The 18,820-nt window shown below is 66.5% G+C and carries 19 protein-coding genes and 2 pseudogenes; 6 read left to right on the top strand and 15 right to left on the bottom strand.

The window, feature by feature from the left end; translation table 11 throughout:
* Positions 1–4: 4 nt before the first annotated feature.
* The 8 genes from ABGB19_RS18005 to ABGB19_RS17970 are packed head-to-tail and all read right to left on the bottom strand — an operon-like array spanning position 5 to position 9,086.
* Entirely contained in the window at positions 5–2,368 is a 2,364-nt protein-coding gene (locus ABGB19_RS18005) for a CoA transferase (protein WP_347687340.1), read from the bottom strand.
* 4 nt (positions 2,369–2,372) lie between these two features.
* A complete protein-coding gene (locus ABGB19_RS18000) occupies positions 2,373–3,323 on the bottom strand; it encodes an enoyl-CoA hydratase/isomerase family protein (RefSeq protein WP_347687339.1) in 951 nt (316 codons plus the stop codon).
* Between the two features lie 2 nt (positions 3,324–3,325).
* Entirely contained in the window at positions 3,326–4,468 is a 1,143-nt protein-coding gene (locus ABGB19_RS17995) for a M24 family metallopeptidase (RefSeq protein WP_347687338.1), read from the bottom strand.
* On the bottom strand, positions 4,468–5,706 hold the full coding sequence (locus tag ABGB19_RS17990; RefSeq protein WP_347687531.1) for a Xaa-Pro peptidase family protein: 1,239 nt from the start codon (positions 5,704–5,706) through the stop codon (positions 4,468–4,470). The genes ABGB19_RS17995 and ABGB19_RS17990 overlap by 1 nt, the downstream gene beginning before the upstream one ends.
* Positions 5,707–5,708: 2 nt before the next feature.
* Positions 5,709–6,905, bottom strand: coding sequence for an amidohydrolase family protein (locus ABGB19_RS17985; protein ID WP_347687337.1), 1,197 nt, complete (start codon positions 6,903–6,905; stop codon positions 5,709–5,711).
* A 42-nt stretch (positions 6,906–6,947) separates the two neighbouring features.
* The gene (locus ABGB19_RS17980; RefSeq protein WP_347687336.1) at positions 6,948–8,201 is read right to left on the bottom strand and encodes a cytochrome P450; all 1,254 of its coding nucleotides are present in this window, start codon (positions 8,199–8,201) and stop codon (positions 6,948–6,950) included.
* Positions 8,202–8,212: 11 nt separating this feature from the next.
* Positions 8,213–8,407 carry a ferredoxin gene (locus tag ABGB19_RS17975; RefSeq protein WP_347687335.1) on the bottom strand — a complete coding sequence of 65 codons (195 nt, stop codon included), beginning with the start codon at positions 8,405–8,407 and terminating at the stop codon, positions 8,213–8,215.
* A 1-nt stretch (position 8,408) separates the two neighbouring features.
* On the bottom strand, positions 8,409–9,086 hold the full coding sequence (locus ABGB19_RS17970; protein WP_347687334.1) for a TetR/AcrR family transcriptional regulator: 678 nt from the start codon (positions 9,084–9,086) through the stop codon (positions 8,409–8,411).
* Between the two features lie 107 nt (positions 9,087–9,193).
* On the opposite strand from ABGB19_RS17970, the gene ABGB19_RS17965 reads away from it, so the two are divergent.
* Positions 9,194–10,057 (top strand): SDR family NAD(P)-dependent oxidoreductase, encoded by an 864-nt coding sequence (locus ABGB19_RS17965; protein ID WP_347687333.1) that lies wholly within the window; start codon positions 9,194–9,196, stop codon positions 10,055–10,057.
* Here the strand turns inward: ABGB19_RS17965 and ABGB19_RS17960 are convergent.
* The 3 genes from ABGB19_RS17960 to ABGB19_RS17950 are packed head-to-tail and all read right to left on the bottom strand — an operon-like array spanning position 10,054 to position 12,653.
* Positions 10,054–10,848, bottom strand: coding sequence for an SDR family NAD(P)-dependent oxidoreductase (locus ABGB19_RS17960; RefSeq protein ID WP_347687332.1), 795 nt, complete (start codon positions 10,846–10,848; stop codon positions 10,054–10,056). The two genes, ABGB19_RS17965 and ABGB19_RS17960, sit on opposite strands and share 4 nt — an antisense overlap.
* A 4-nt stretch (positions 10,849–10,852) precedes the next feature.
* Positions 10,853–11,410 carry a nuclear transport factor 2 family protein gene (locus tag ABGB19_RS17955; protein ID WP_347687331.1) on the bottom strand — a complete coding sequence of 186 codons (558 nt, stop codon included), beginning with the start codon at positions 11,408–11,410 and terminating at the stop codon, positions 10,853–10,855.
* 46 nt (positions 11,411–11,456) lie between these two features.
* Positions 11,457–12,653, bottom strand: coding sequence for a cytochrome P450 (locus tag ABGB19_RS17950; protein WP_347687330.1), 1,197 nt, complete (start codon positions 12,651–12,653; stop codon positions 11,457–11,459).
* 69 nt (positions 12,654–12,722) lie between these two features.
* On the opposite strand from ABGB19_RS17950, the gene ABGB19_RS17945 reads away from it, so the two are divergent.
* The 4 genes from ABGB19_RS17945 (at position 12,723) to ABGB19_RS17930 (ending at position 15,615) form a co-directional block, all read left to right on the top strand.
* Positions 12,723–13,574 (top strand): TIGR03619 family F420-dependent LLM class oxidoreductase, encoded by an 852-nt coding sequence (locus tag ABGB19_RS17945; protein WP_347687329.1) that lies wholly within the window; start codon positions 12,723–12,725, stop codon positions 13,572–13,574.
* A 47-nt stretch (positions 13,575–13,621) separates the two neighbouring features.
* The gene (locus ABGB19_RS17940; RefSeq protein ID WP_347687328.1) at positions 13,622–14,392 is read left to right on the top strand and encodes an SDR family oxidoreductase; all 771 of its coding nucleotides are present in this window, start codon (positions 13,622–13,624) and stop codon (positions 14,390–14,392) included.
* 2 nt (positions 14,393–14,394) lie between these two features.
* On the top strand, positions 14,395–14,826 hold the full coding sequence (locus tag ABGB19_RS17935; RefSeq protein ID WP_347687327.1) for a VOC family protein: 432 nt from the start codon (positions 14,395–14,397) through the stop codon (positions 14,824–14,826).
* 117 nt (positions 14,827–14,943) lie between these two features.
* Positions 14,944–15,615, top strand: coding sequence for a nitroreductase family protein (locus tag ABGB19_RS17930; protein WP_347687326.1), 672 nt, complete (start codon positions 14,944–14,946; stop codon positions 15,613–15,615).
* 25 nt (positions 15,616–15,640) lie between these two features.
* Here ABGB19_RS17930 and ABGB19_RS17925 read toward each other — a convergent pair whose 3' ends face one another.
* The 3 genes and pseudogenes from ABGB19_RS17925 to ABGB19_RS17915 form a co-directional block, all read right to left on the bottom strand.
* Positions 15,641–15,802, bottom strand: coding sequence for a hypothetical protein (locus tag ABGB19_RS17925; RefSeq protein ID WP_347687325.1), 162 nt, complete (start codon positions 15,800–15,802; stop codon positions 15,641–15,643).
* Positions 15,799–16,015, bottom strand: a pseudogene (locus ABGB19_RS17920) (ferredoxin). The gene ABGB19_RS17925 and the pseudogene ABGB19_RS17920 overlap by 4 nt, the downstream one beginning before the upstream one ends.
* 30 nt (positions 16,016–16,045) lie before the next feature.
* Positions 16,046–16,789, bottom strand: a complete 744-nt coding sequence (locus ABGB19_RS17915) for an SDR family NAD(P)-dependent oxidoreductase (protein WP_347687324.1) — start codon at positions 16,787–16,789, stop codon at positions 16,046–16,048.
* Positions 16,790–16,937: 148 nt separating this feature from the next.
* Here ABGB19_RS17915 and ABGB19_RS17910 point away from each other — a divergent pair, with 148 nt between their 5' ends.
* A complete protein-coding gene (locus tag ABGB19_RS17910) occupies positions 16,938–18,125 on the top strand; it encodes a cytochrome P450 (RefSeq protein ID WP_347687323.1) in 1,188 nt (395 codons plus the stop codon).
* 33 nt (positions 18,126–18,158) lie between these two features.
* Here the strand turns inward: ABGB19_RS17910 and ABGB19_RS17905 are convergent.
* A pseudogene (locus ABGB19_RS17905) lies at positions 18,159–18,644 on the bottom strand (GMC family oxidoreductase); the annotation flags it as partial.
* Positions 18,645–18,820 lie beyond the last annotated feature (176 nt).

The following is an 18,820-nucleotide window of genomic DNA, read 5'->3' as shown; positions in this document are numbered from 1 at the left end:
CGAGTCAACCAGTTTTGGTGGTGCGGATGGTGAGCCCCGCCGGTGTGTTTCCGATGATCCCCTGGTGCTCGAGGTCGGCGATCTCCTTGGCGGACAGCCCCAGCGCGGTGAGCACCTCCCGGTTGTGCTGACCCAGCAGCGGTGCGTGGGTCCGGTGGTAGCGCTGCGGTCCGGTGGCGGTGCGCATGGGTAGCGTGCTGTGCCGGGCGGTCGGGTTCACCGGATGCTCGACGGGTTCGTAGAAGCCGCGGTGCACCAGCTGCGGCAGGTCGGCGACGCGGTGCGGTTGCATCACCTTGGCCACCGGAACACCCGCTGCCCAGAGCGTTTCGACGATCTCGTCGCCGGTGCGGGCGGCACACCAGCGGCTCAGGTGCTCGTCGATGAGCGCGTGGTGACGCCGTCGCCCGTCGGCGATCCCCATCTCGTCGGTCACCCAGTCCGGGTGGCCGAGCGCATCGACAAGGCCCGCCCACTGTCCGTCGGTCGCGACCGCGATCGCCACCCAGTCGTCGGGGCGGCCGAACTCGTCGGGTTCGCCGGTGCGATAGAGGTTCTGCGGAGCCGCGGCCGGACCGTGGTTGCCGTCGCGCTGCAACAGGTTGCCGTATGCGGAGTACTCGATGACCTGTTCGGCGGCGACGTTGAGCGCGGCGTCGACCATCGCCGCCTCGACGCGCACCCCCTCGCCGGTGCGCTGCCGGTGCGCGAGCGCGAGCATCAGCGCAGTGAGACCGTGAATACCGGCGTTCGGGTCGCCGACCGAGTACGGCTCCACCGGATACTGGTCGGGATGGCCGGTGAGCCAGGTGATTCCGGAGGCGTCCTCGATGACGTACGCGAACGCCGGCTTGTCGCGCCACGGGCCGTCGAGGCCGAACCCCGGCATGCGCATCATGATCGCGTCGGGGCGCAACTGCTGCACGGCGTCGAAGTCCAGGCCGATCTGGTCGAGCACCCGGGGCGTGTAGTTCTCGACGATGACGTCACACGTCGCGACCAACTTGCGCAGCAGCTCGACGCCGCGCTCCGAGCGGATGTCGATCGTGACGCTCTTCTTGTTGGTGTTGAGCCCCGAGAAGATCGGCGACCGCTCCCACCACTGGTCTTCGGTGATCGGCACGCCCGCGATCAGCCGGGTGCCGTCGGGCCGCGCGGTCGACTCGACGTGGATGACCTCCGCGCCCAGCAGGGCCAATGCGTGCGTGCAGGACGGCCCGGCCCAGAAGCTGGTCATGTCGAGCACCCGCAGCCCCTCGACCCGAATTCGCGAACGGTACAACTCGGTGTGCTCGCCGAGGCGGGGCACCGGTTCGGGCGCACGCGTGAGCGACGGGCTCATGCGGTACGGCGGGCCCGGCTGGGTGAAGCCGTCGCGCGGGTTGGTCATGAACGTGCCGCGTTCGACGAACTGCTCGAACGACGTGACGGTGGCGCCGTTTCCGACCGGGGCGTTGGGGATGCGGAACGCACTCGACAGATCGAGGATGTCCTCGACGGTGTTCTCGCGCACCCAGGCGTAGATATCCTCGGCGTGGATGTTGGCCTGTTCGGTGATCGACAGGTCGGACGCCTCGTCGATCCACTCGTCGTGTCCGGTCATGGCGCACAGGTCGAACCACTGTTGCGCGGTGCCGCAGCCCAGGGCCACCAGCCCGTCGGCCGCCGTCGCGACTCCGGGGATGGTCAGCCGCCGCCGGTCGCGGAAGGGCCTGCCGAGCGCGTCGTGAAAAGACACCGAATAGTATGTCAGGCAGAGGATCTCGACTTCCAGCATCGACACGTCGACCAGACCCGGTGACACCGCCATGGTGCCTGCCGCCGCGTACGCCCCGGCGAGCCATTCGCCGACCTGGCCTGCGACGTGCAGCGGGGCGCGGTCCTGCGCGCCCCGGCCCAACCCGATCACACCACCGGACCAGGCCTGCACGGTGAACTCGGTGGCGGGCTTGGCGGCCCATGGTCCGTCGAGGCCGAACGGAGTGATGGCGGTGACGGTCAGATCTGGGTAGTCATCGGCCAGCACGGCGGGTGAGAACTCACTGGACTCGGCGACCGCGGACCCGCGCGACCACACCACCGCGTTCGCGGTGCTCAGCAACGCCCGCAACAGTTCCCGGTCCTCGACACTGTCCGGATCGACGGTCACGCTGTGCTTCGAGCCGGCCAGGAAGCTGAACAACGCCCCGTCCTCGCCGGGTGAGATGTCAGCGCCCGAGGCTGACCATCGCCTCAGCGAATCCCCCTGTGGTGACTCGATTTTGACGATACGGGCACCGCCGTCGGCCAGCAGCTTCGTGCAGTAGGCGCCGGCGATACCGCTGGACAGGTCGATGACGGTGTAGCCACTGAGGGGCGGATCGGCCATGGTGCTATTCGGGAAGCTTTCGGTTCGACTTGCTCAGTCGGAATTCGGGTGGGAATTTGTCGTCGTTGTCGTTGACGGCGTCGGCGAGGCCGGCGTCGATCGCGTCGCCGAGCATGAAATCGCCCTCGTCGGGCCGCACGGTGCCGCCCAGCGACTCGAACATCGCCGACAGCAGGCTGCCCAGGTACTCACCCTGGAACTGCTTGACGACCTCGAAGAACATCTTCTGCTGAAAGACGCTGTCGACGGGCCGGTTCCGCGCACAGGCCTGCGCATACTTGGCGACCTCGGCCTCGAGCTGGTCGCGCGGCACCACCTTGTTGACGAAGTTGCACGCCTTCATCTCATCGGCGGTGAACGGGCGCCCGGTGAACACCATCTCCTGGAACGGCCGCAGCCCCATGGTGAGCACCCAGGTCCACATCCGCGGCCCCCAGCCGTAGTAGCGGAACGACGGGTGGCCGAAAAGCGCGTCGTCCGAGGAGATCACGAGATCGGCGTCGGCGCACTGGTAGAAGTGCCAGCCGTAGCAGTAGCCCTTGGCCTCGACGATGCTGATCTTCTTCAACTCCTGCAACGCCCGGTTGCCCGCCGCGACGTTGGCGTACCACTGGCCCATGGTGGCGCCGTGCCGGAACGAGCCCTTGGGTGGGTATGTGACGTTCGGATCGTCGACGCGCAGTTCGGCGAGCCGATCCTGCTCCGTGCCCGCCATGAAGTCGGGCAGGTCCGCGCCGCTGCCGAGGTTCTCCCCGACACCGCGGATCACCACGACCTTGACGTCGTCGTCCACGGTGGCGCCGCGCAGCAGGTCGGCGTAGCGCAGGCGCGCGGCGGACGTCGGCGCGTTGAGGTACTCGGGCCGGTTGAACGTGATCGTCGCGATCTTGGTCGCCGGGTCCTTCTCGTAGAGGACGATCTCCTCGGGCGCGGGCCGGCTCCCGGAACTGGTCATCCTCAGCCGATTCCGACGCCCGCACCACTCCAGGACGGACTCGAGGTCAGTACCTCGGCACCGTCGGCGGTGATGTGCACGGCCTCGCGGCCGAAAACCGCTCCGACGCCCTCCTGCCAGACGTAGCCGCTGACCGCGAGCACCATGCCGGGCTCGAGGATCTCTTCGGTGTCGGTGACCCGCAGCGCCGGGGTCACGACCGGCGGGTCGTAACCCAGCCCCAGCCCGTGCGCGACGGGCATCGCAGGCAGGGGCTCACCCGCCGCGTCGTAGGCCGCCAGCAGACCGGCGGCCGCGGATCCGGGCCTGCAGGCGGCGATCAGCTTGTCCCACAGCCGGTTCCACCGGTCGTAGAGTTCGGGCACCGCGGCGCCCTCGACGTCGCCGACGGGCCAGGTGCGGCCGACCTCGCCGAGGTAACCGTCGGCCAGCACTCCCGCTGAGAACGCGACCAGGTCACCGTTGTCGATGCGCCCGTCGGTGCGGTCCCGTCGCCAGGGGTGGTCTTTCGGGGTCACCCAAGCACCGTCCTGAGTGGCCGGTGTGGTGACGCCGCCTGCGGCCATCGCCTGCATGAGCGCACCCGTCAGTGCCTGCTCGGTGATGCCGGCCGTCAACTCGGCGCGTGCCGTGTCGAGTGCGGCCTCGGCGACGCCGAGCGCACCGCGCAGCACCGCGATCTCGTCGGCCGTCTTGATCCGCCGCGCGGCCCGCAGGGCAGGTTCGGCGTCGACGATCTCAGCGTTCGGGAAGGCCATCGGCAGCAGCTGCGCGAATGTCGGGGTGAGCGAGTCGGTTCCGACACGTTTGACTGTGGCGGCCCCGGGTAGCGCCTTGAGCACGTCGACGAGCGTCATCGGGTTCCACGCCAGCCCGTAGAGGTGATCGTGGGGGATCTCGTCGGGGATGCCTTCGTCCCAGGTGCTGTTCAGGTAGATCTCCCCGGTCGACCGGATGACCTCGCAGATCGGCCCGAACGGGCGGGTGCCCGCGACCCACAGCTGGGGGGCGCCGGTCACGTACCGCACGTTCGCCTGCCGGCCGAGCACCAGGATGTCGATGTCACCTGCCTCCATTTGAGCCAGCGCGCGCTCGCGGCGGCCCCTGCGCAGATCGGCTGCGTCGGGAAGGATTTGGAGTGCCATCAGTTCCGTCCGTATGGGGTGTAGGGGTAATCGGTGATCGACTGGTACCCGTCGTCGGTGACGACGATGATCTCCTCGCTTCGATAACCGCCGGTGCCGTCCTCCCACACCACCGGTTCGAGCACCAGCAGCATGCCGGCCGGGAACTCAAAGTTGTCGTCGAACTCCTCGCCGAGATCTGTTCCGATCATCGGCATCTCGGCGGCGTTGGTGCCGATGCCATGGCCGAGGTAGAAGTGCGGCAGCCAGGGTTTGTTGCCCCCGTTGGCCGCGATGGCAGCGCGGGCGAGGTCGCCCGACGTCGCACCCGCCTTGGTGACGGCCAGCACCGCGGACAGGATCTCCTTCCACTTGTCGAACTGCGCCTGCTGGCGCTCGGACACCTCGCCACCGACCACCCAGGTGCGGCCGAAGTCGGAGCAGTAGCCCTTGTAGGTGATGCTCATGTCCGTCCACAGCACGTCGCCGCGTTCGAGTCGGCGTTCGGTGGTCAGCAGCGGCAGCGCGAGATCGCCGGTGGTGGTCCAGACCGCACCGCTGGTCCTCGTCGTCGGCATCACCTGCCAGATCGCCTCGAGCATGTTGGTCGTCGCGCCGAGCTCGAAGGCACGCCGGACGAACGCCGCGGACAGGTCGACCTGCCGCACCCCGGGAGCGAGTGCCTGCTGCACGTCGACCATCGCTTCCTCGGTGATGCGGCAGGCTTTCCGCAGGCACGAGATCTGGTCGACGGTCTTGACCAGCTTGGCCGGCCCGACCACCTGGGCAGCGTCCGAGGGCGTGCCCGCGGGGAAGAGCTTGCCCGAGGCGCGGCGCATCGCGCCGGTCAACTCGTCGACCCCGACGGCTCCGCCTGCCGGCAGTAGCTCGGCGAGCACGTCTGCCAATCCCGCAACACCTTCGTCGAATTCGAGGTAGAGCGGGCCGTGCACGTGATCGGCCGGAACCTCGTATTCGGCCGCCGACCCCTCACGCTGGGGCATGTACAGGTGCGGGTGCGGATCGTCGGCGAGCACGATCGCCACCGGCCGCTCGACGTGCGAGAGGCCCGCGTCGAGCAGCGGCCAGCTGACGCCGGTGGCATAGACCACGTTGCCGTTGCCGATCAGGACCAGGGCGTCGACGCCCTTCTCCTTCATCGAGTCGCGCAGTCGGGCACCGCATTCGCGGTACATCCGGGCCCGGTCGGGCAGGTCGGGAATGTCGAGCGTCGACCGGGGCGACGACGGAGCAGTCACGGTCACGAGATCCCCAGGAACTTCTTTACGTTGGTGCTGACGATCTTCGTGGCGGCCTCCTGCCCGACCGCGTCGACGACGGTCTTCAACGACTTCTCCGAGTACCCGAACGTGGACTCGTTGTGCGGGTAGTCCGAGGACCACATCACGTTGTCGACGCCGATCTTGTCGATCAGCTCGAGACCGAGCGGGTCGACCATGAACGAGGCACTCATGTGGTGGTCCCAGTAGTGGCGCACCGGATGCTCGAGCTGATGGTTGAGCATGTGGCGGTAGGAGGCGAGCATGTGCTCGGCGTCCTGCAGAGCCGTTGGCACCCAGGCGATCCCGCCTTCGAACCAGCCGACCTTGAGTTTCGGGTGCCGGTCCAGGATGCCGGAGAAGACGTACTTGGCGAACTGCTCGCGGAACGAGTCGACGTTGACCATCATGCCGACCACGACGCTGTTGTTCTGGCACGGCGTCTTGGGCGGCGTCTCGCCGATGTGGTGGCTGACCGGCAGGCCGGCCTCCTCGATCTCGTCCCAGACCGCATCCATGTCGGTGCTGCCGTAGTCGTAGATGTTGCCGTCGTCGTCCTTGCCCGGATTCAGCGGCAGCAGGAATGTCTTGAGTCCGAGCGACTTCAGTTCCTCAAGGGTACTGCGAGTGCCTTTGGGGTCCCACCAGTTGATCAGCCCGACACCGTAGAAGTGGCCGTGACTGCGCTCCTGGAGGTCGGCCATGAACTCGTTGTAGATGCGGAACACTCGCTCGCGCAACGCCTTGTCCGGGTAGTGGAACAGCGCCAGCACCGCGTTCGGGAACGCCAGTTCTCTGTCGATGCCGTCCTCCTTGAGTTCCCGGATGCGCGCCTCGATGTCGTTCGACGACGCACCCGCCATGTCGTCGTACTGCATCAACACCCGGCCGAAGTCGCCACCTGTCCAGGCCTTGCCCTTCATGCCGACCATGTAGGCGCCGTCCTCGTACCAGATCCGCGGCGCGGCACCCTTGAGGTCCTCAGGGAAGCGCTCGAAGAAGATATCCTCGGCGACCGAGATGTGGTTGTCGGCGGAGAAGATCTCGGTGCCTTTAGGAAGTCCGGTCAAGCCTTCCTCCGTGGCGTGACCATGCCGGTATTTGGGCGCGCCGAAGCCTTCGGGCGGATACAGGACGGTCGGGGGGTGGGCGGGAGACGTTGAAGTTGGGGTGGACATCGTTGGTACTCCAATCGGGCTGTCGGACGGGCGACCTGGCGGCTACCAGGCCACCGGAAGTTCGTAGACGCCGTAGGCCAGGCGATCGTGCTTGAACGGCACGTCCTCGATCGGCACGGCGAGACGCAGCGTGGGGATGCGCCTGAGCAGGGTGTGGAACACGATCTGCAGCTCGGCGCGGGCCAGCTGCTGGCCGACGCACTGGTGGCGCCCGTAGCCGAAGCCCAGCTCCTGGCTGGCGTCGCGGGCCAGGTCCAGCTTGTCCGGTTCGGGATATACGGTCGCGTCCCAGTTCGCTGGCGCGAGGTCGATGATGATGCCCTCGCCCGCGCGGATGGTCTCGCCGGCGATTTCGATGTCCTCGATCGCGACGCGGCGCTGACCGTTCTGGATGATGGACAGATAGCGCATCAGCTCTTCGACCGCGTTGGCGATAAACTTCGGATCGTCGGAGTCACGCAGTGCCGCAGCCTGTTCGGGGTTCTCGAGCAGCGCGCAGACACCAATTCCGATCATGTTGGCGGTGGTCTCGTGGCCCGCGATCAGCAGGCCGGTGCCCAACTGCGCGGCCTCCTTGACGCTGATCTCTCCGGCGTTCACCCGCTCGGCGAGATCGGACACCGCGTCCTCTGGGCCTTCCCCGGGGGGAATCTCCATCTTCTTCTTGACGAGGTCGATCAGGTAGCCGGCCAGCCCCATCGCGCCCTTCTGCCCGTCCTCTGCGGTGGCGTAGCGCGCGAGCCCGACGTTGGCGTGGTGCTGGAAGAACTCGTGGTCCTCGTAAGGGACGCCGAGCATTTCGCTGATCACCCGGGTGGGCACCGGCAGTGCCAGCTTCGAAACGATATCGGCGGGTTGTGGCCCGGCCAGGATCGCATCGATGCACTCGTCGGTGACTTCCTGGATGGCCGGACGCAGCCCCTCGACTCTCTTGAACGTGAACGGCTTCGACAACATCCGGCGGAACCGGGTGTGCTCCTCGGCATCCGAGGTGAACACCGACCGCGGCCGCTTGTTCACGGTGGACAACATGTGCTCGTTCCAGTGCGGGAAGCCTTCGCGCCGGTCGTCGACGCTGACCCGGGAGTCGGCGAACAACTCGCGCGCCACAGCGTGGCCGGTGATCAGCCACGGTGTGCTGCCGTTCCAGATCCGCACGCGCGACAGCGGTTTGACCTCGCCCATCTTGAGCATCTGCGGCGGCGGGGCGAACGGGCAACGCGCGTCGCGCTCCATCGGGTATTCGGGGATGTCCTCGGCGACGTCGGGAGCAGTTGTGGTCAGAGTGTCGGACATGTGCCTCTTTCTCATTCCTCGATGTGGATGGCGAGCGCGGGACAGGCTGCCGCCGCCTTCCGGGCGTCATCGGCACGGCCGTTCGCCGGGCTGTCGTCGAGCAGGACGACGACACCGTCGTCGTCACGTTGATCGAACACGTCGCCGGCATTGAGTACGCACTGTCCGGACGACACGCACTTGTCTTGGTCGACGGTTACTTTCATCTCAGGGTTGCTCCGTCACGGGCGCCCGCCACATCCCGACGATCGCGTCGATCAGGCTGGTGCCCACCGCGCTCCAGGTCATCCTGGGCATCGCCGAGCCCGCGGCGAAGGCGCGTTCGAAGTCGGCGCAGGTGTGCACCATCAGGTTGCGGGCCATGATGTTGCGTTCGGTGACCACCGCGGGTGGCAGATCGGGAAGGCACCGGGTGATGCCGTCGACGACACGTTGCACCGACGGCGACTCGAGCGCGCCCTTGACGACGATCTTGTGGTACTCGGGATCGGCCAGCGCCTGCGCGGCGAAGCGCGCGTACCAGGTGGGGTTGCCGAGCTGGGCGAGGTGCTCAGTGAGTGAGCACACCAGGCAGGCGACCCAGTCACGCAGATCGGTCGAGTCCCCGATCTCGGTCACCATCCGCGACAGCAGGCGCTCGGTCGAGACGCGGTGCTTCTGCTCGATCGCCCGCACCAGATCGGCCTTGGTGCCGAAGTGGTAGCCCACCGCGGCGTTGTTGCCCTGTCCGGCGGCCTCGCTGACCTGGCGGTTCGAGACGGCATAGACGCCGTGCTCGGCGAACAGTCGTTCGGCCGCGGCCAGGATCGCTTCGCGCGTGATGCTGGCGCGCTCGGTGCGCACCGTCCGACTGGCTGTCGTCACAGGATCAGTGAACCCCGTCATACCCGCTTAAGTCAAGCGACTGAATTAAAGCCCGATCGTGTTGGGTCCGCATCTATACGGTCGTATAGCATTGCCGCACGGGCCACTAACGCTCAGGAGGTAGACGAATGTTCGATGACAAGCCTGTCGCCGTCGTCACCGGCGCCAGCCGGGGTGCGGGAGCAGGGATCGCTCACGCACTGGGTAGCCATGGCTGCACCGTCTATGTCACCGGGCGGACGGAAAAGGCTGGAGAGGCCGCGCTGTCGGGAACCATTCACGAGACCGCCGAGCGGGTCACGGCCGCCGGCGGCAACGGCATCGCCGTGCGCGTCGACCACAGCGATGACGAACAGGTGAAGGGACTGTTCGACCGCATCGGTCGAGAGCGGGGCCACATCGACATTCTCGTCAACAACGCCGCTGTCATCCGCGACGAGATGATGGGCCGAACCAAGTTCTGGGAAGAACCCATCAACGTCATCGACACCCTCGACGTGGGGTTGCGCAGCAGCTATGTCGCCACCGTCTACGCCGCGCCGCTGATGCTCCCCCAGCGCCGTGGTCTGGTGGTCTTCACGTCGTCCTCGGGCGCCGTGCACTACGCGTTCGGACCCGCCTACGGCGTCCCGAAGGCCGGTGCCGACAAGATGGCCGCCGACATGGCACGAGATTTCCAAGAGTTCGGCATCGCCGCGGTGTCGATCTGGATGGGTTCTCTGCTGACGCAACGGGTTCGCGACATCATCGCCAGCAACCCCACGAAGTTCGGGCACATCCTTAATACCGCCGAGACGCCCGAACTCACCGGTCACGTCGTCTGGGCGCTCTTCAACGACCCGGACCTGACGCGGCTCAGCGGCCAGACGCTCATCGGCGCGGAATTGGCCGCCGAGTACGGCATCAAGGACGAAGGCGACCGCCAGCCGCCGTCCTACCGTGACCTTTTCGACGTGCACCCGCACCAGCAGTATGCGCACACCATGCGCTAGGCCCGGCCTAGCGGTTGGCGGGCCACGTTGAGCAGGCTGTCGGGGCCCGGTACGTCGGCGAATTCCATTGTCCAAGCCGGTTTCCCGTGTTGAACCACCCAACATGACCCGGTGGTCTCGATGGGCGACGTGGCCGCGGCGACGATGGCGTCGGCGATCGAGTCGGGCTCCATCACCGGCACACCGATGCGCTCGACCAGCGGACGCCGGTTGCCCAGCGCGGCCGTTTCGGTGATCCCCGGGCAGATGGTGTGCACCGCGATCGCCTCCGGCGCGAGGTTGGGCGCGATGGCCCGCATGAAGCCGACCACGCCGTGCTTGCCCAGCGAGTAGACGGGGTCGGGGTGCCAGGGCACCAGCCCAGCGATGGATGCCGTCGCCAGGATGGCGCCCCCACCACTGGGGTCTCGGGACCGCATCGTCTGCACGGCCGCACGGGCGCCGAATACCACCCCGTCGAGATTGACGCTCACCGATCGGCGGTATTCACCCACGTCGAGTGAGCCGATGTCACCGGTCCATCGGATCGTGATGCCGGCGTTAAGCAGGGCGAGGTCGACGCTCCCGAGTTCCTCTGCACAACGGGCGAATACGGAATCCACCTGCCGGGAGTCGGACACGTCACACGCCAGCCCTAGTCCATCGAGCGATGCTGCCACCGCCGCGGCCGCGTCGCCGTCGATGTCGACGACGCAGACTCGCATGCCGTCCGCGGCGAACCGTCGCGCGGCCGCCCAGCCGATGCCGGAGGCGCCGCCGGTGACCAGCGCCACGCGCCCGCGCAGCCTCACGGATTCACCACCGCTCGACCGGTTCGCTCTCCAACGTAAGCGGCCGGACATAGGACGCGTCGGTGCGGTCCCACTTGCCCTTGATGAAGCCCTTGACCGCGCCCGACGCCAGAATCGACGAGTCGCCGCTCATCATCCACTCCACGGTGCAGCGGCGCAGAGCGATCTTCCACACTCCGTCGCGGCGCTCGAGGCGGTCGAGGTAGCGCCCGCCCATCAGAGACACCACCTTGCCGCCCTTGGCCCGCATTGCGCCGATCACGTAACTCTCGCAGTGGGCCTCGTCTCCGTCGATCTCGCAGGTGTGCGTCGTGATGTTGTGCAGGTGGTCCTCGAAAACCGCGCTGTGCACCGCGTTGGCCCAATCGCCGTAGTCGGGGCCGGATTTGACCGTCGGTCCGTGCTCGTCGACGCCGTCCTCGAAGTACACGCTGCCCATCAGTTCCGCGTCGTGCCGGTCGTGGCCGCGGGCCTGCTTCATGACGCAGTCGAGGATCGCCATCCGGTCTTCGACGTACTGCAGGCGCTGGCGCAGCTGTTCGAGTTCATCGATGTCCGTCACGGGAGGTCCTTTCGCATGGGTGTTGTACAAATGTATAGCACAGGTGTCATCCGACGATGACGGGCATCCTGTCCCAGCCCCGCACCGTCGCCGTCGGTGCGCGCACCGCGTTGTCGATGTCGACCGTCCAGTCGGGCCAGCGTTTGAGAATCTCTTCGACGGCGACGCGTCCCTCCAGGCGGGCCAGCGACGCGCCCAGGCAGAAATGAGTCCCGCGCCCGAAGGACAGGTGGTTGGCGTTACGGCGAATGTCGAACCGCTCGGGATCGTCGAACTTCCGTTCGTCGCGGTTCGCCGACCCGGCCATGAGCAGCAGCGCGCTCCCAGCGGGAACCGTCTGCCCGTGATACACAACGTCGTTGGCGACGTATCGGGCGATGTGGTGCACCGGCGGCTCGTAGCGCAGCACCTCCTCGACCGCACCGGGGATCAACGACGGGTCTTCTACCAGCTCCCGTCGCTGATCCGGGTCCTCACCGAGCAACTTACCGAGCCAGCCGAACAACCGTCCCACCGTCTCCGTCCCGGCGTTGGCTATGACGCCGAGGAAGACCAGCAGTTCGTCGGTGCTCAACTTCCGCACGGTGCCCGAGACGTCCTCGAATTCGACGTTCAACAGCTCGGTGACCAGATCGTCGGAGGGGTTGTGCTCGCGCCACGCGACGTAGTCTCGAAACATGTTGCCGTTGAAGTAGTTGTCCTTGCTGACCGGGAGAGGTTCACCGGGCTTGTTGCGCAGCCGACGGCCGGCCACCTTGCGAACCGAGCGCTGCAGTGAGTCCGGGATGCCGACCAGCATGCCGACGACCCGCATCGGCATCTCGGCGCCGAGGTCGAGCGTGAAGTCGAAGTGGTCGCCGTCGGTCAGCGGGTCCAGGCACGCTGCGCAGAACGCTCGCACCTGGTGTTCGATGGCCTTCATCTTCCTGGGCGTGAAGGCCCGCGACACCAGCAGTCGGTGCACGGTGTGCAGCGGCGGATCCTCGTTGATGAAGACTCCCAGCGGCATGACCGGTTCGGCCTTCACCACCTCGAGGATGTCACCCTTGGCCGAGCTGAGATTTTCGACGTCCCGCAGAGCGGCTTCGACGTCGGCGAAGCGGCTCAGACCCCAGAAGTCGAACTTCTCGTTGTAGTACAAAGGCTGCTCGTCTCGGAGCCGCGTGTACACCGGATAAGGCTCGAGGTCGATTTCGACGTCGTACGGGTCGTAGTAAAGCTGGGCTCCCTGCAGTCGGTGCATCCCTCTTCCTCACTCCGTCAATCATGCAGTACGATCGTACAGCACCGGCTTCGTCCCGAAGGAGTATTGATGCACTTGGGATTCGTCTCGTTGAACACCACGCGAGACATCACCCCCGACGTGCTTGCCCCGGAACTCGAAGCACGAGGGTTCGAGTCGATATGGGTCGGCGAGCATCCGCAGATTCCGTTGGCGGCCAAGGATCACTTCCCCGGCGGCTTGCTCGGCGCGCAGAAGCGAATTCGAGACCCGTTCCTGTCGCTGCTGGCGGCGACTCAGGCCACCACTGCGCTTCGCATCGGCACTGCGGTGGCGCTGCCCCTGGAGCGCGAATTATTCACCTTCGCAAAGGAAGTAGCGACGCTCGACCAGTTCAGCGGCGGCCGACTGCGGCTCGGGGTCGGGGTTGGGATGCGCGCCGAGCTGGAGGTGTCAAGTCGCGTCGCCTGGCCCGACCGTTATCGGGCGCTCAGCGACATGGTTGCGGCACTACGTGTGCTGTGGGCCGACGACGAGGCCGAACACCACGGCGAGTTCTATGACTTTGACCCGGTGTGGTCCTACCCAAAACCACACCAGCGCCCGCACCCGCCGGTGCTGGTCGCCGCCACCGGGCCCATTGCAACGCGCGATTGCGCGGCCTGGGCCGACGGCTGGCTGCCCGGGGATGCGGCACTGCGCGACGTGGCGGGCGCGCTGGCCGAGTTCCGCCGAACCGCCGAGGAAGCCGGCCGCGACCCCGCAGCCCTCGACCTGACCATCATGGCGTGGGGCGACCCGTCGGCGAAGCGGCTGGCGACCTACCGCGACCTCGGTTTCCACCGCGTCGTGGTCGGCGGCGGACGCCGCGAGAGCGGCGATCCGTCGACCACGCTGCCGTTCCTCGACCGATACGCAGCGATGGTCGGCGAGCTTCGGTGACAACATGCTATACAGACGTACTGCATCGCGAGAAAGGAAGTGGTTCCGTGTCTGACAGGTTCTCGATGGAGGGCAGGGTCGCTGTCGTCACCGGTGGCGGGACCGGTATCGGCCGAGCGGCGGCAGTAGTGCTGGCCGAGCACGGGGCCGACATCGTGCTCGCCGGGCGGCGGGTGGAACCGCTGAAGTCGACGGTGAACGATATCGAGGCCCTTGGGCGCCGTGCGCTCGCCGTGCCGACCGACGTCACCGGCGCCGACGAGTGCCGGGCATTGGTCGACACGACGCTCGCCGAGTTCGGCCGCCTCGACGTGCTGGTCAACAACGCCGGTGGGGGAGAGACCAAATCGATCATGAAGTGGACCGACGAGGAATGGCAGCAGGTCCTCGACCTGAACCTGTCGAGCGCCTGGTATCTGTCGCGGGCCGCGGCCCAACCGATGATCAAGCAGGGCAAGGGGGCAATCGTCAACATCTCCTCCGGCGCCAGCCTGCTGGCCATGCCCCAGGCCGCGGCCTATGCCGCCGCGAAGGCGGGCCTCAACAACCTGACGGGTTCGATGGCGGCGGCCTGGACCCGCAAGGGGGTGCGGGTGAACTGCATCGCATGCGGCGCCATACGCACCCCGGGTCTCGAATCCGACGCGCAGCGACAGGGTTTCGAAATCGACATGATCGGGCAGACCAACGCCTCGGGGCGCGTCGGGGAGCCCGACGAGATCGGTTATGGGGTTTTGTTTTTCGCCTCTGACGCGTCGAGCTTCTGCTCTGGGCAGACGCTGTACATGCACGGTGGACCCGGACCGGCAGGAGTGTGAGCGTGGACGTCAGTCACGTCGGGCTGCGCGTCCGCGACCTCGACGCCTCGTTACGGTTCTACGGGGCTCTCGGGTTCACCGAGGCGAAGCGGTTGACGCTGCCCGACGAGGTGGCCGGTGGATTGCTCGGCCTCGCTCCTCCCATCGGGTTCGAGGCCGTCTACCTGCGGAACGACGCTTTCGTGCTGCAGTTGCTCACGTTCTCCGGGTATCCCGCGCCTGAGGAACCCGAGCGCGACATGGTCGGCGCGGGACTTACCCACCTCTCGATCGCCGTCGACGACATGGCTGCGGCGCAAGCGGCGGCCACGGCCGCGGGTGGCGCCGTCGTCGCCGATCCGGGCGGGGGATTCGCGTGCTTGCTCCGCGACCCCGGCGGGCAGTTGATCGAGCTGGTGCATTCGACGGTGCGGCCCGCCCCGCCCATCCGCTGAATCTGCGCCGAAACTGCATCCACGCAGTAGAAGTGCGAGTAGCGGCCTGCATGAATGCAGTCTGACGACACCTCGCTACCATTCCGACATCTCGGGCGTAAGGAGTTGACCACACAGATGCCGCATCCCACCGACGATGTCTGGGAGGTGCTGTCCACCGCCCGCTCGATCCGCCGGTTCACCGACGACCCGGTCGACGACGAGACCCTCGACCGCTGCCTCGAAGCTGCGACGTGGGCGCCGAACGGTGCCAATGCCCAACTTTGGCGCTTCATCGTGCTCGACGCACCAGAGCAGCGGGCGGCGGTCGCCGAGGCGGCGCGGCTGGCGCTGCGCATGATCGAGTCGATCTACGGGATGGTCAGGCCGCCGGACGACGACCACAGCCGCGCCGCGCGCAACAACCGCGCCACCTACGAGTTCCACGACCGCGCAGGCGATCACCCCTCGGTGTTGTTCACCGCGTTCAAGAACGAATACGCCTCCGAGTACCTGCAGGGCGGCTCGATCTACCCGGCGATGCAGAACTTCTACCTCGCGGCACGCGCCCAGGGATTGGGCGCATGCTTCACCAGCTGGGCCTCCTACGACGGCGAACAGGTGCTGCGAGACTCCGTCGGCATCCCCAATGAGTGGTTCCTGGCCGGACACGTCGTCGTCGGCTGGCCGCGCGGACACCACGGCCCCTTGCGCCGGCGCCCGATCTCTGACGTGGTGTTCCGCAACCGCTGGGATCCCGACCACGCCGACATCGCCTACGGCGCGGGCGCCCGGCCGAAACGCCGCTGACGCCCGAGACGCCCACACATCCGCATCAGGCACTGATCCAGACGTCCCCGTCGGCTCCTCTTGAACGGGTCGGACACCGCTGATGCATCTCGTGGGTGATGCCGAGGAACGTGTCGCGATAGTCGGCAGCAGGGCGATCGAAGTGGTCATGCGGGGCCGCGATGGAATCGTCCGGAAGAGCGCTCATGTCGCTGCTCCTGTCGGGTCATTGACGATCACGGCGATGGTCTGCTCAGGGCAGGAATCCGCTGCTTCCAGTACCTGTTGACGGAAAACATCGGGCATCTCGCCGATGACCGGGTGCGCATTACCGTCGACGTCATCCAGTTCGAACAACCAAGGGGGATCATGGTGCAGAGCGTGTGGCCTTAGAGCGTGAGGGATCAACCCGGACGTGCACAGTTCCTCCTGAAAGTTGTTGCAGGGGATCTCAGACGACAGCCCCTCCGTTGACACCGATCACCTGTCCGTTGACATAGCCGGCGGCGTCCGAACACAGGAAGGAACACACCGCGGCCACGTCCTCGCCGGCGCCGAGGTGGCCGGCCGGAATGGCCTGCGTGAGAAGTTCCGTGGGAGCCAATTTGCCTTCGGCCTGCTGCTGGCGAAGCATCGGCGAGTCGATCACGAACGGCGGCACCGTGTTGGCCGTGATGCCCTTGCGCGCGTAGTCAAGCGCGAGCGTCTTGGTCATCGCGATGACTCCGCCCTTGCTGGCCGAGTAATGGCCTTGGGCGGGAGCGCCCTGTTGTCCAGCGGCAGACGAGATGGTGACGATGCGCCCCCATTTCGCAGCCACCATGTCCGGCAGCGCGGCGCGGACACACAGGAAGGTCCCGGTGAGGTTGACTGCCAGATACCGATTCCACTCGTCGAGGGTGATCTTGTCGAAGCGAGTGAAGCCGGCGATCGCCGCGCTCGTCACGAGGATCTCGACCGGACCGAAGGTGCCACGGACGGAGGCGAATCCCGCCTCGACGGAGTCCTCGTCCGAGACGTCGACGCCGACGGCCAACGCTTTGCCGCCCGAGGCAGCAAGCTCGGCGGCAACCTTCTCGGCCGCTTCTGCGTTGACGTCCATGACGGCGACGCGGTGGCCGTCGTCGGCGAGCTTGGCGCATATCGACCGACCCACCCCGGATCCTCCGCCGGTCACCACCGCTGTTCGGCCCATCACACCACTCCTCCGCTTGCAGGCATCGCCACCGCATGCTGTACATATGTATAGCTGATGTCGGTGTGCCGCACAACCAAGCTGGTTGCCCGGCGATCACCTATTCTATACAGTCGTACAGCAGACAACCGCTGCCGAGGAGCCGACGTTGACGGATCTCTACTACGACCCATGGGACTTCGACATCGATCTCGATCCCTACCCCACCTACCGTCGTCTGCGCGACGAGTGCCCCGTCTACTACAACGAGCGGCACGACTTCTGGGGTATCAGCCGCTACGACGACGTCGACGCGGCCCTGAAAGACACGGCGCGACTGAGTTCGGCCAAGGGCGACATCCTCGAAGTCGTGATGACCGATCCGGTGATGCCGCCGGGGATCTTCATCAACGAGGACCCGCCGCTGCACACCATTCACCGCGCGATCGTGTCCCGAGCCTTCACGCCGAAGAAGATGCGGGCAATCGAGGACAAGATTCGCGCCTTCTGCGTCGCATGCCTTGATCCGCTTGTCGGCGGAGACCGATTCGACTTCGTCGAAGACCTGGGAGCCGAGCTTCCGATGCGCACCATCGGCATGCTGGCCGGCATTCCCGACGCCGAACAGCCTGCAGTGCGTGAGCACGCCAACCAGGTGCTGCGCAACGAGCCAGGCAAGCCGATGGAAATCAAGAAAGACCGCTACTTCACCGGAGAAATGTTCGGCGACTACGTCCAATGGCGCGAGAAGAACCCCTCCGGCGACCTGATCACCGAGCTGCTCAACGTCGAGTTCGAAGACGAAACCGGATCCACGCGAAAGCTGACCAAACCGGAGCTCATCGTGTTTCTGGCGGTGGTGGCCGGCGCCGGGGTCGAGACGACCGGTCGACTGTTCGGCTGGATGGGCAAGGTCTTGGCCGAACATCCCGACCAGCGCAAGGAATTGGCCGAAGACCATGCGCTGATCCCGTCGGCGATCGAGGAACTGCTGCGCTACGAGCCGCCCGGCCCGCACGTGGCACGTTACGTCGCCACCGACGACGTCAGCTTCCAGGGCCAGGTCATTCCGGCGGGCAAGCCCCTGCTGCTCATGCTGGCATCGGCCAATCGCGATGAGCGTCATTTCGACGAGCCGGACAAGTTCGATATTCACCGCAGGCCCGGCGGCCACCTCACCTTCGGCCGCGGGGCGCACTTCTGCGTCGGCTCGCCACTGGCACGCTTAGAAGGCCGGGTGGCGCTGGAAGAGGTTCTGAAGCGGTGGCCGGAGTGGGAGATCGACATGTCCGGGGCACGGCGCTCGCGCACCTCCACAGTGCGCGGCTGGGACAGAATGCCCGCAATCGTCGGCTGACGCGATTGCCGGCTTACCTGCCGTGCAGGATGAATCCGCGGCGCGCCAGGCCATTGCCATGATCGGGCCGTTGAGGTTACCGGCCACCATGGTGGGCATCACCGAGCAGTCGACTACCCGTAGCCGCTCGATCCCTCGGACACGCAACTGATCGTCGACGACATCGTCGTCGCTCGGCCCCATGGCGCAGCTTCCGGCGGCGCGACACCCGCAATACCCTCCGTCGAGAAAGGTTTCGTGACTGATCCGCTCGGCGATCGGCGACTGTTCGAACACGGCCCGCATCGTGCGCACCAATTTCGCACTGGTCTCACGGTCGTAAGCGGTGCCGAGATAGTTGAGATTGATACGCACCGGTGCAGCCGCATCGGCGGAAGTGATCTCGACCCACCCCTCGGAGGTGGGCCGAAGCACCATGCCCAGGCACGACACCCCGGCCTGGCGCTCGATCGCCACCGGCTCGCCGACGTTGTAGGGCGGAATAGTCCACGGGCCCAGCATGATCTGGCCATCCGGTCGCCCCGTGTCAGGAGCGGCCCGAACGGCGTTGTGGTGTAGTGCCACATGTGCTTCTCGCTGTCGAACAGCTTGCCGACCCCTTCGGGATGCGGAACAACGGGCTGCGATCCGGGCCACCCTCCTCCAGGAGTAGAACGCGCACGTTGGGGTCCTCGGAAAGCCGATTCGCCAACACG

The sequence above is a fragment of the Mycobacterium sp. B14F4 genome (assembly GCF_039871645.1).
Classification (GTDB): Bacteria; Actinomycetota; Actinomycetes; order Mycobacteriales; family Mycobacteriaceae; genus Mycobacterium.
This window is presented reverse-complemented; position numbering and strand designations above follow the sequence as displayed.

Excerpts from the sequence above, each read along its gene's own strand:
- ABGB19_RS17925 (WP_347687325.1), bottom strand. The coding sequence starts at position 15,802 with ATGAGCGCTCTTCCGGACGATTCCATCGCGGCCCCGCATGACCACTTC.
- ABGB19_RS17965 (WP_347687333.1), top strand. The coding sequence starts at position 9,194 with ATGTTCGATGACAAGCCTGTCGCCGTCGTCACCGGCGCCAGCCGGGGT.
- ABGB19_RS17985 (WP_347687337.1), bottom strand. The coding sequence starts at position 6,905 with ATGTCCACCCCAACTTCAACGTCTCCCGCCCACCCCCCGACCGTCCTG.
- ABGB19_RS17945 (WP_347687329.1), top strand. The coding sequence starts at position 12,723 with ATGCACTTGGGATTCGTCTCGTTGAACACCACGCGAGACATCACCCCC.
- ABGB19_RS18005 (WP_347687340.1), bottom strand. The coding sequence starts at position 2,368 with ATGGCCGATCCGCCCCTCAGTGGCTACACCGTCATCGACCTGTCCAGC.
- ABGB19_RS18000 (WP_347687339.1), bottom strand. The coding sequence starts at position 3,323 with ATGACCAGTTCCGGGAGCCGGCCCGCGCCCGAGGAGATCGTCCTCTAC.
- ABGB19_RS17950 (WP_347687330.1), bottom strand. The coding sequence starts at position 12,653 with ATGCACCGACTGCAGGGAGCCCAGCTTTACTACGACCCGTACGACGTC.
- ABGB19_RS17980 (WP_347687336.1), bottom strand. The coding sequence starts at position 8,201 with ATGTCCGACACTCTGACCACAACTGCTCCCGACGTCGCCGAGGACATC.
- ABGB19_RS17930 (WP_347687326.1), top strand. The coding sequence starts at position 14,944 with ATGCCGCATCCCACCGACGATGTCTGGGAGGTGCTGTCCACCGCCCGC.
- ABGB19_RS17915 (WP_347687324.1), bottom strand. The coding sequence starts at position 16,789 with ATGGGCCGAACAGCGGTGGTGACCGGCGGAGGATCCGGGGTGGGTCGG.
- ABGB19_RS17975 (WP_347687335.1), bottom strand. The coding sequence starts at position 8,407 with ATGAAAGTAACCGTCGACCAAGACAAGTGCGTGTCGTCCGGACAGTGC.
- ABGB19_RS17995 (WP_347687338.1), bottom strand. The coding sequence starts at position 4,468 with ATGGCACTCCAAATCCTTCCCGACGCAGCCGATCTGCGCAGGGGCCGC.
- ABGB19_RS17970 (WP_347687334.1), bottom strand. The coding sequence starts at position 9,086 with ATGACGGGGTTCACTGATCCTGTGACGACAGCCAGTCGGACGGTGCGC.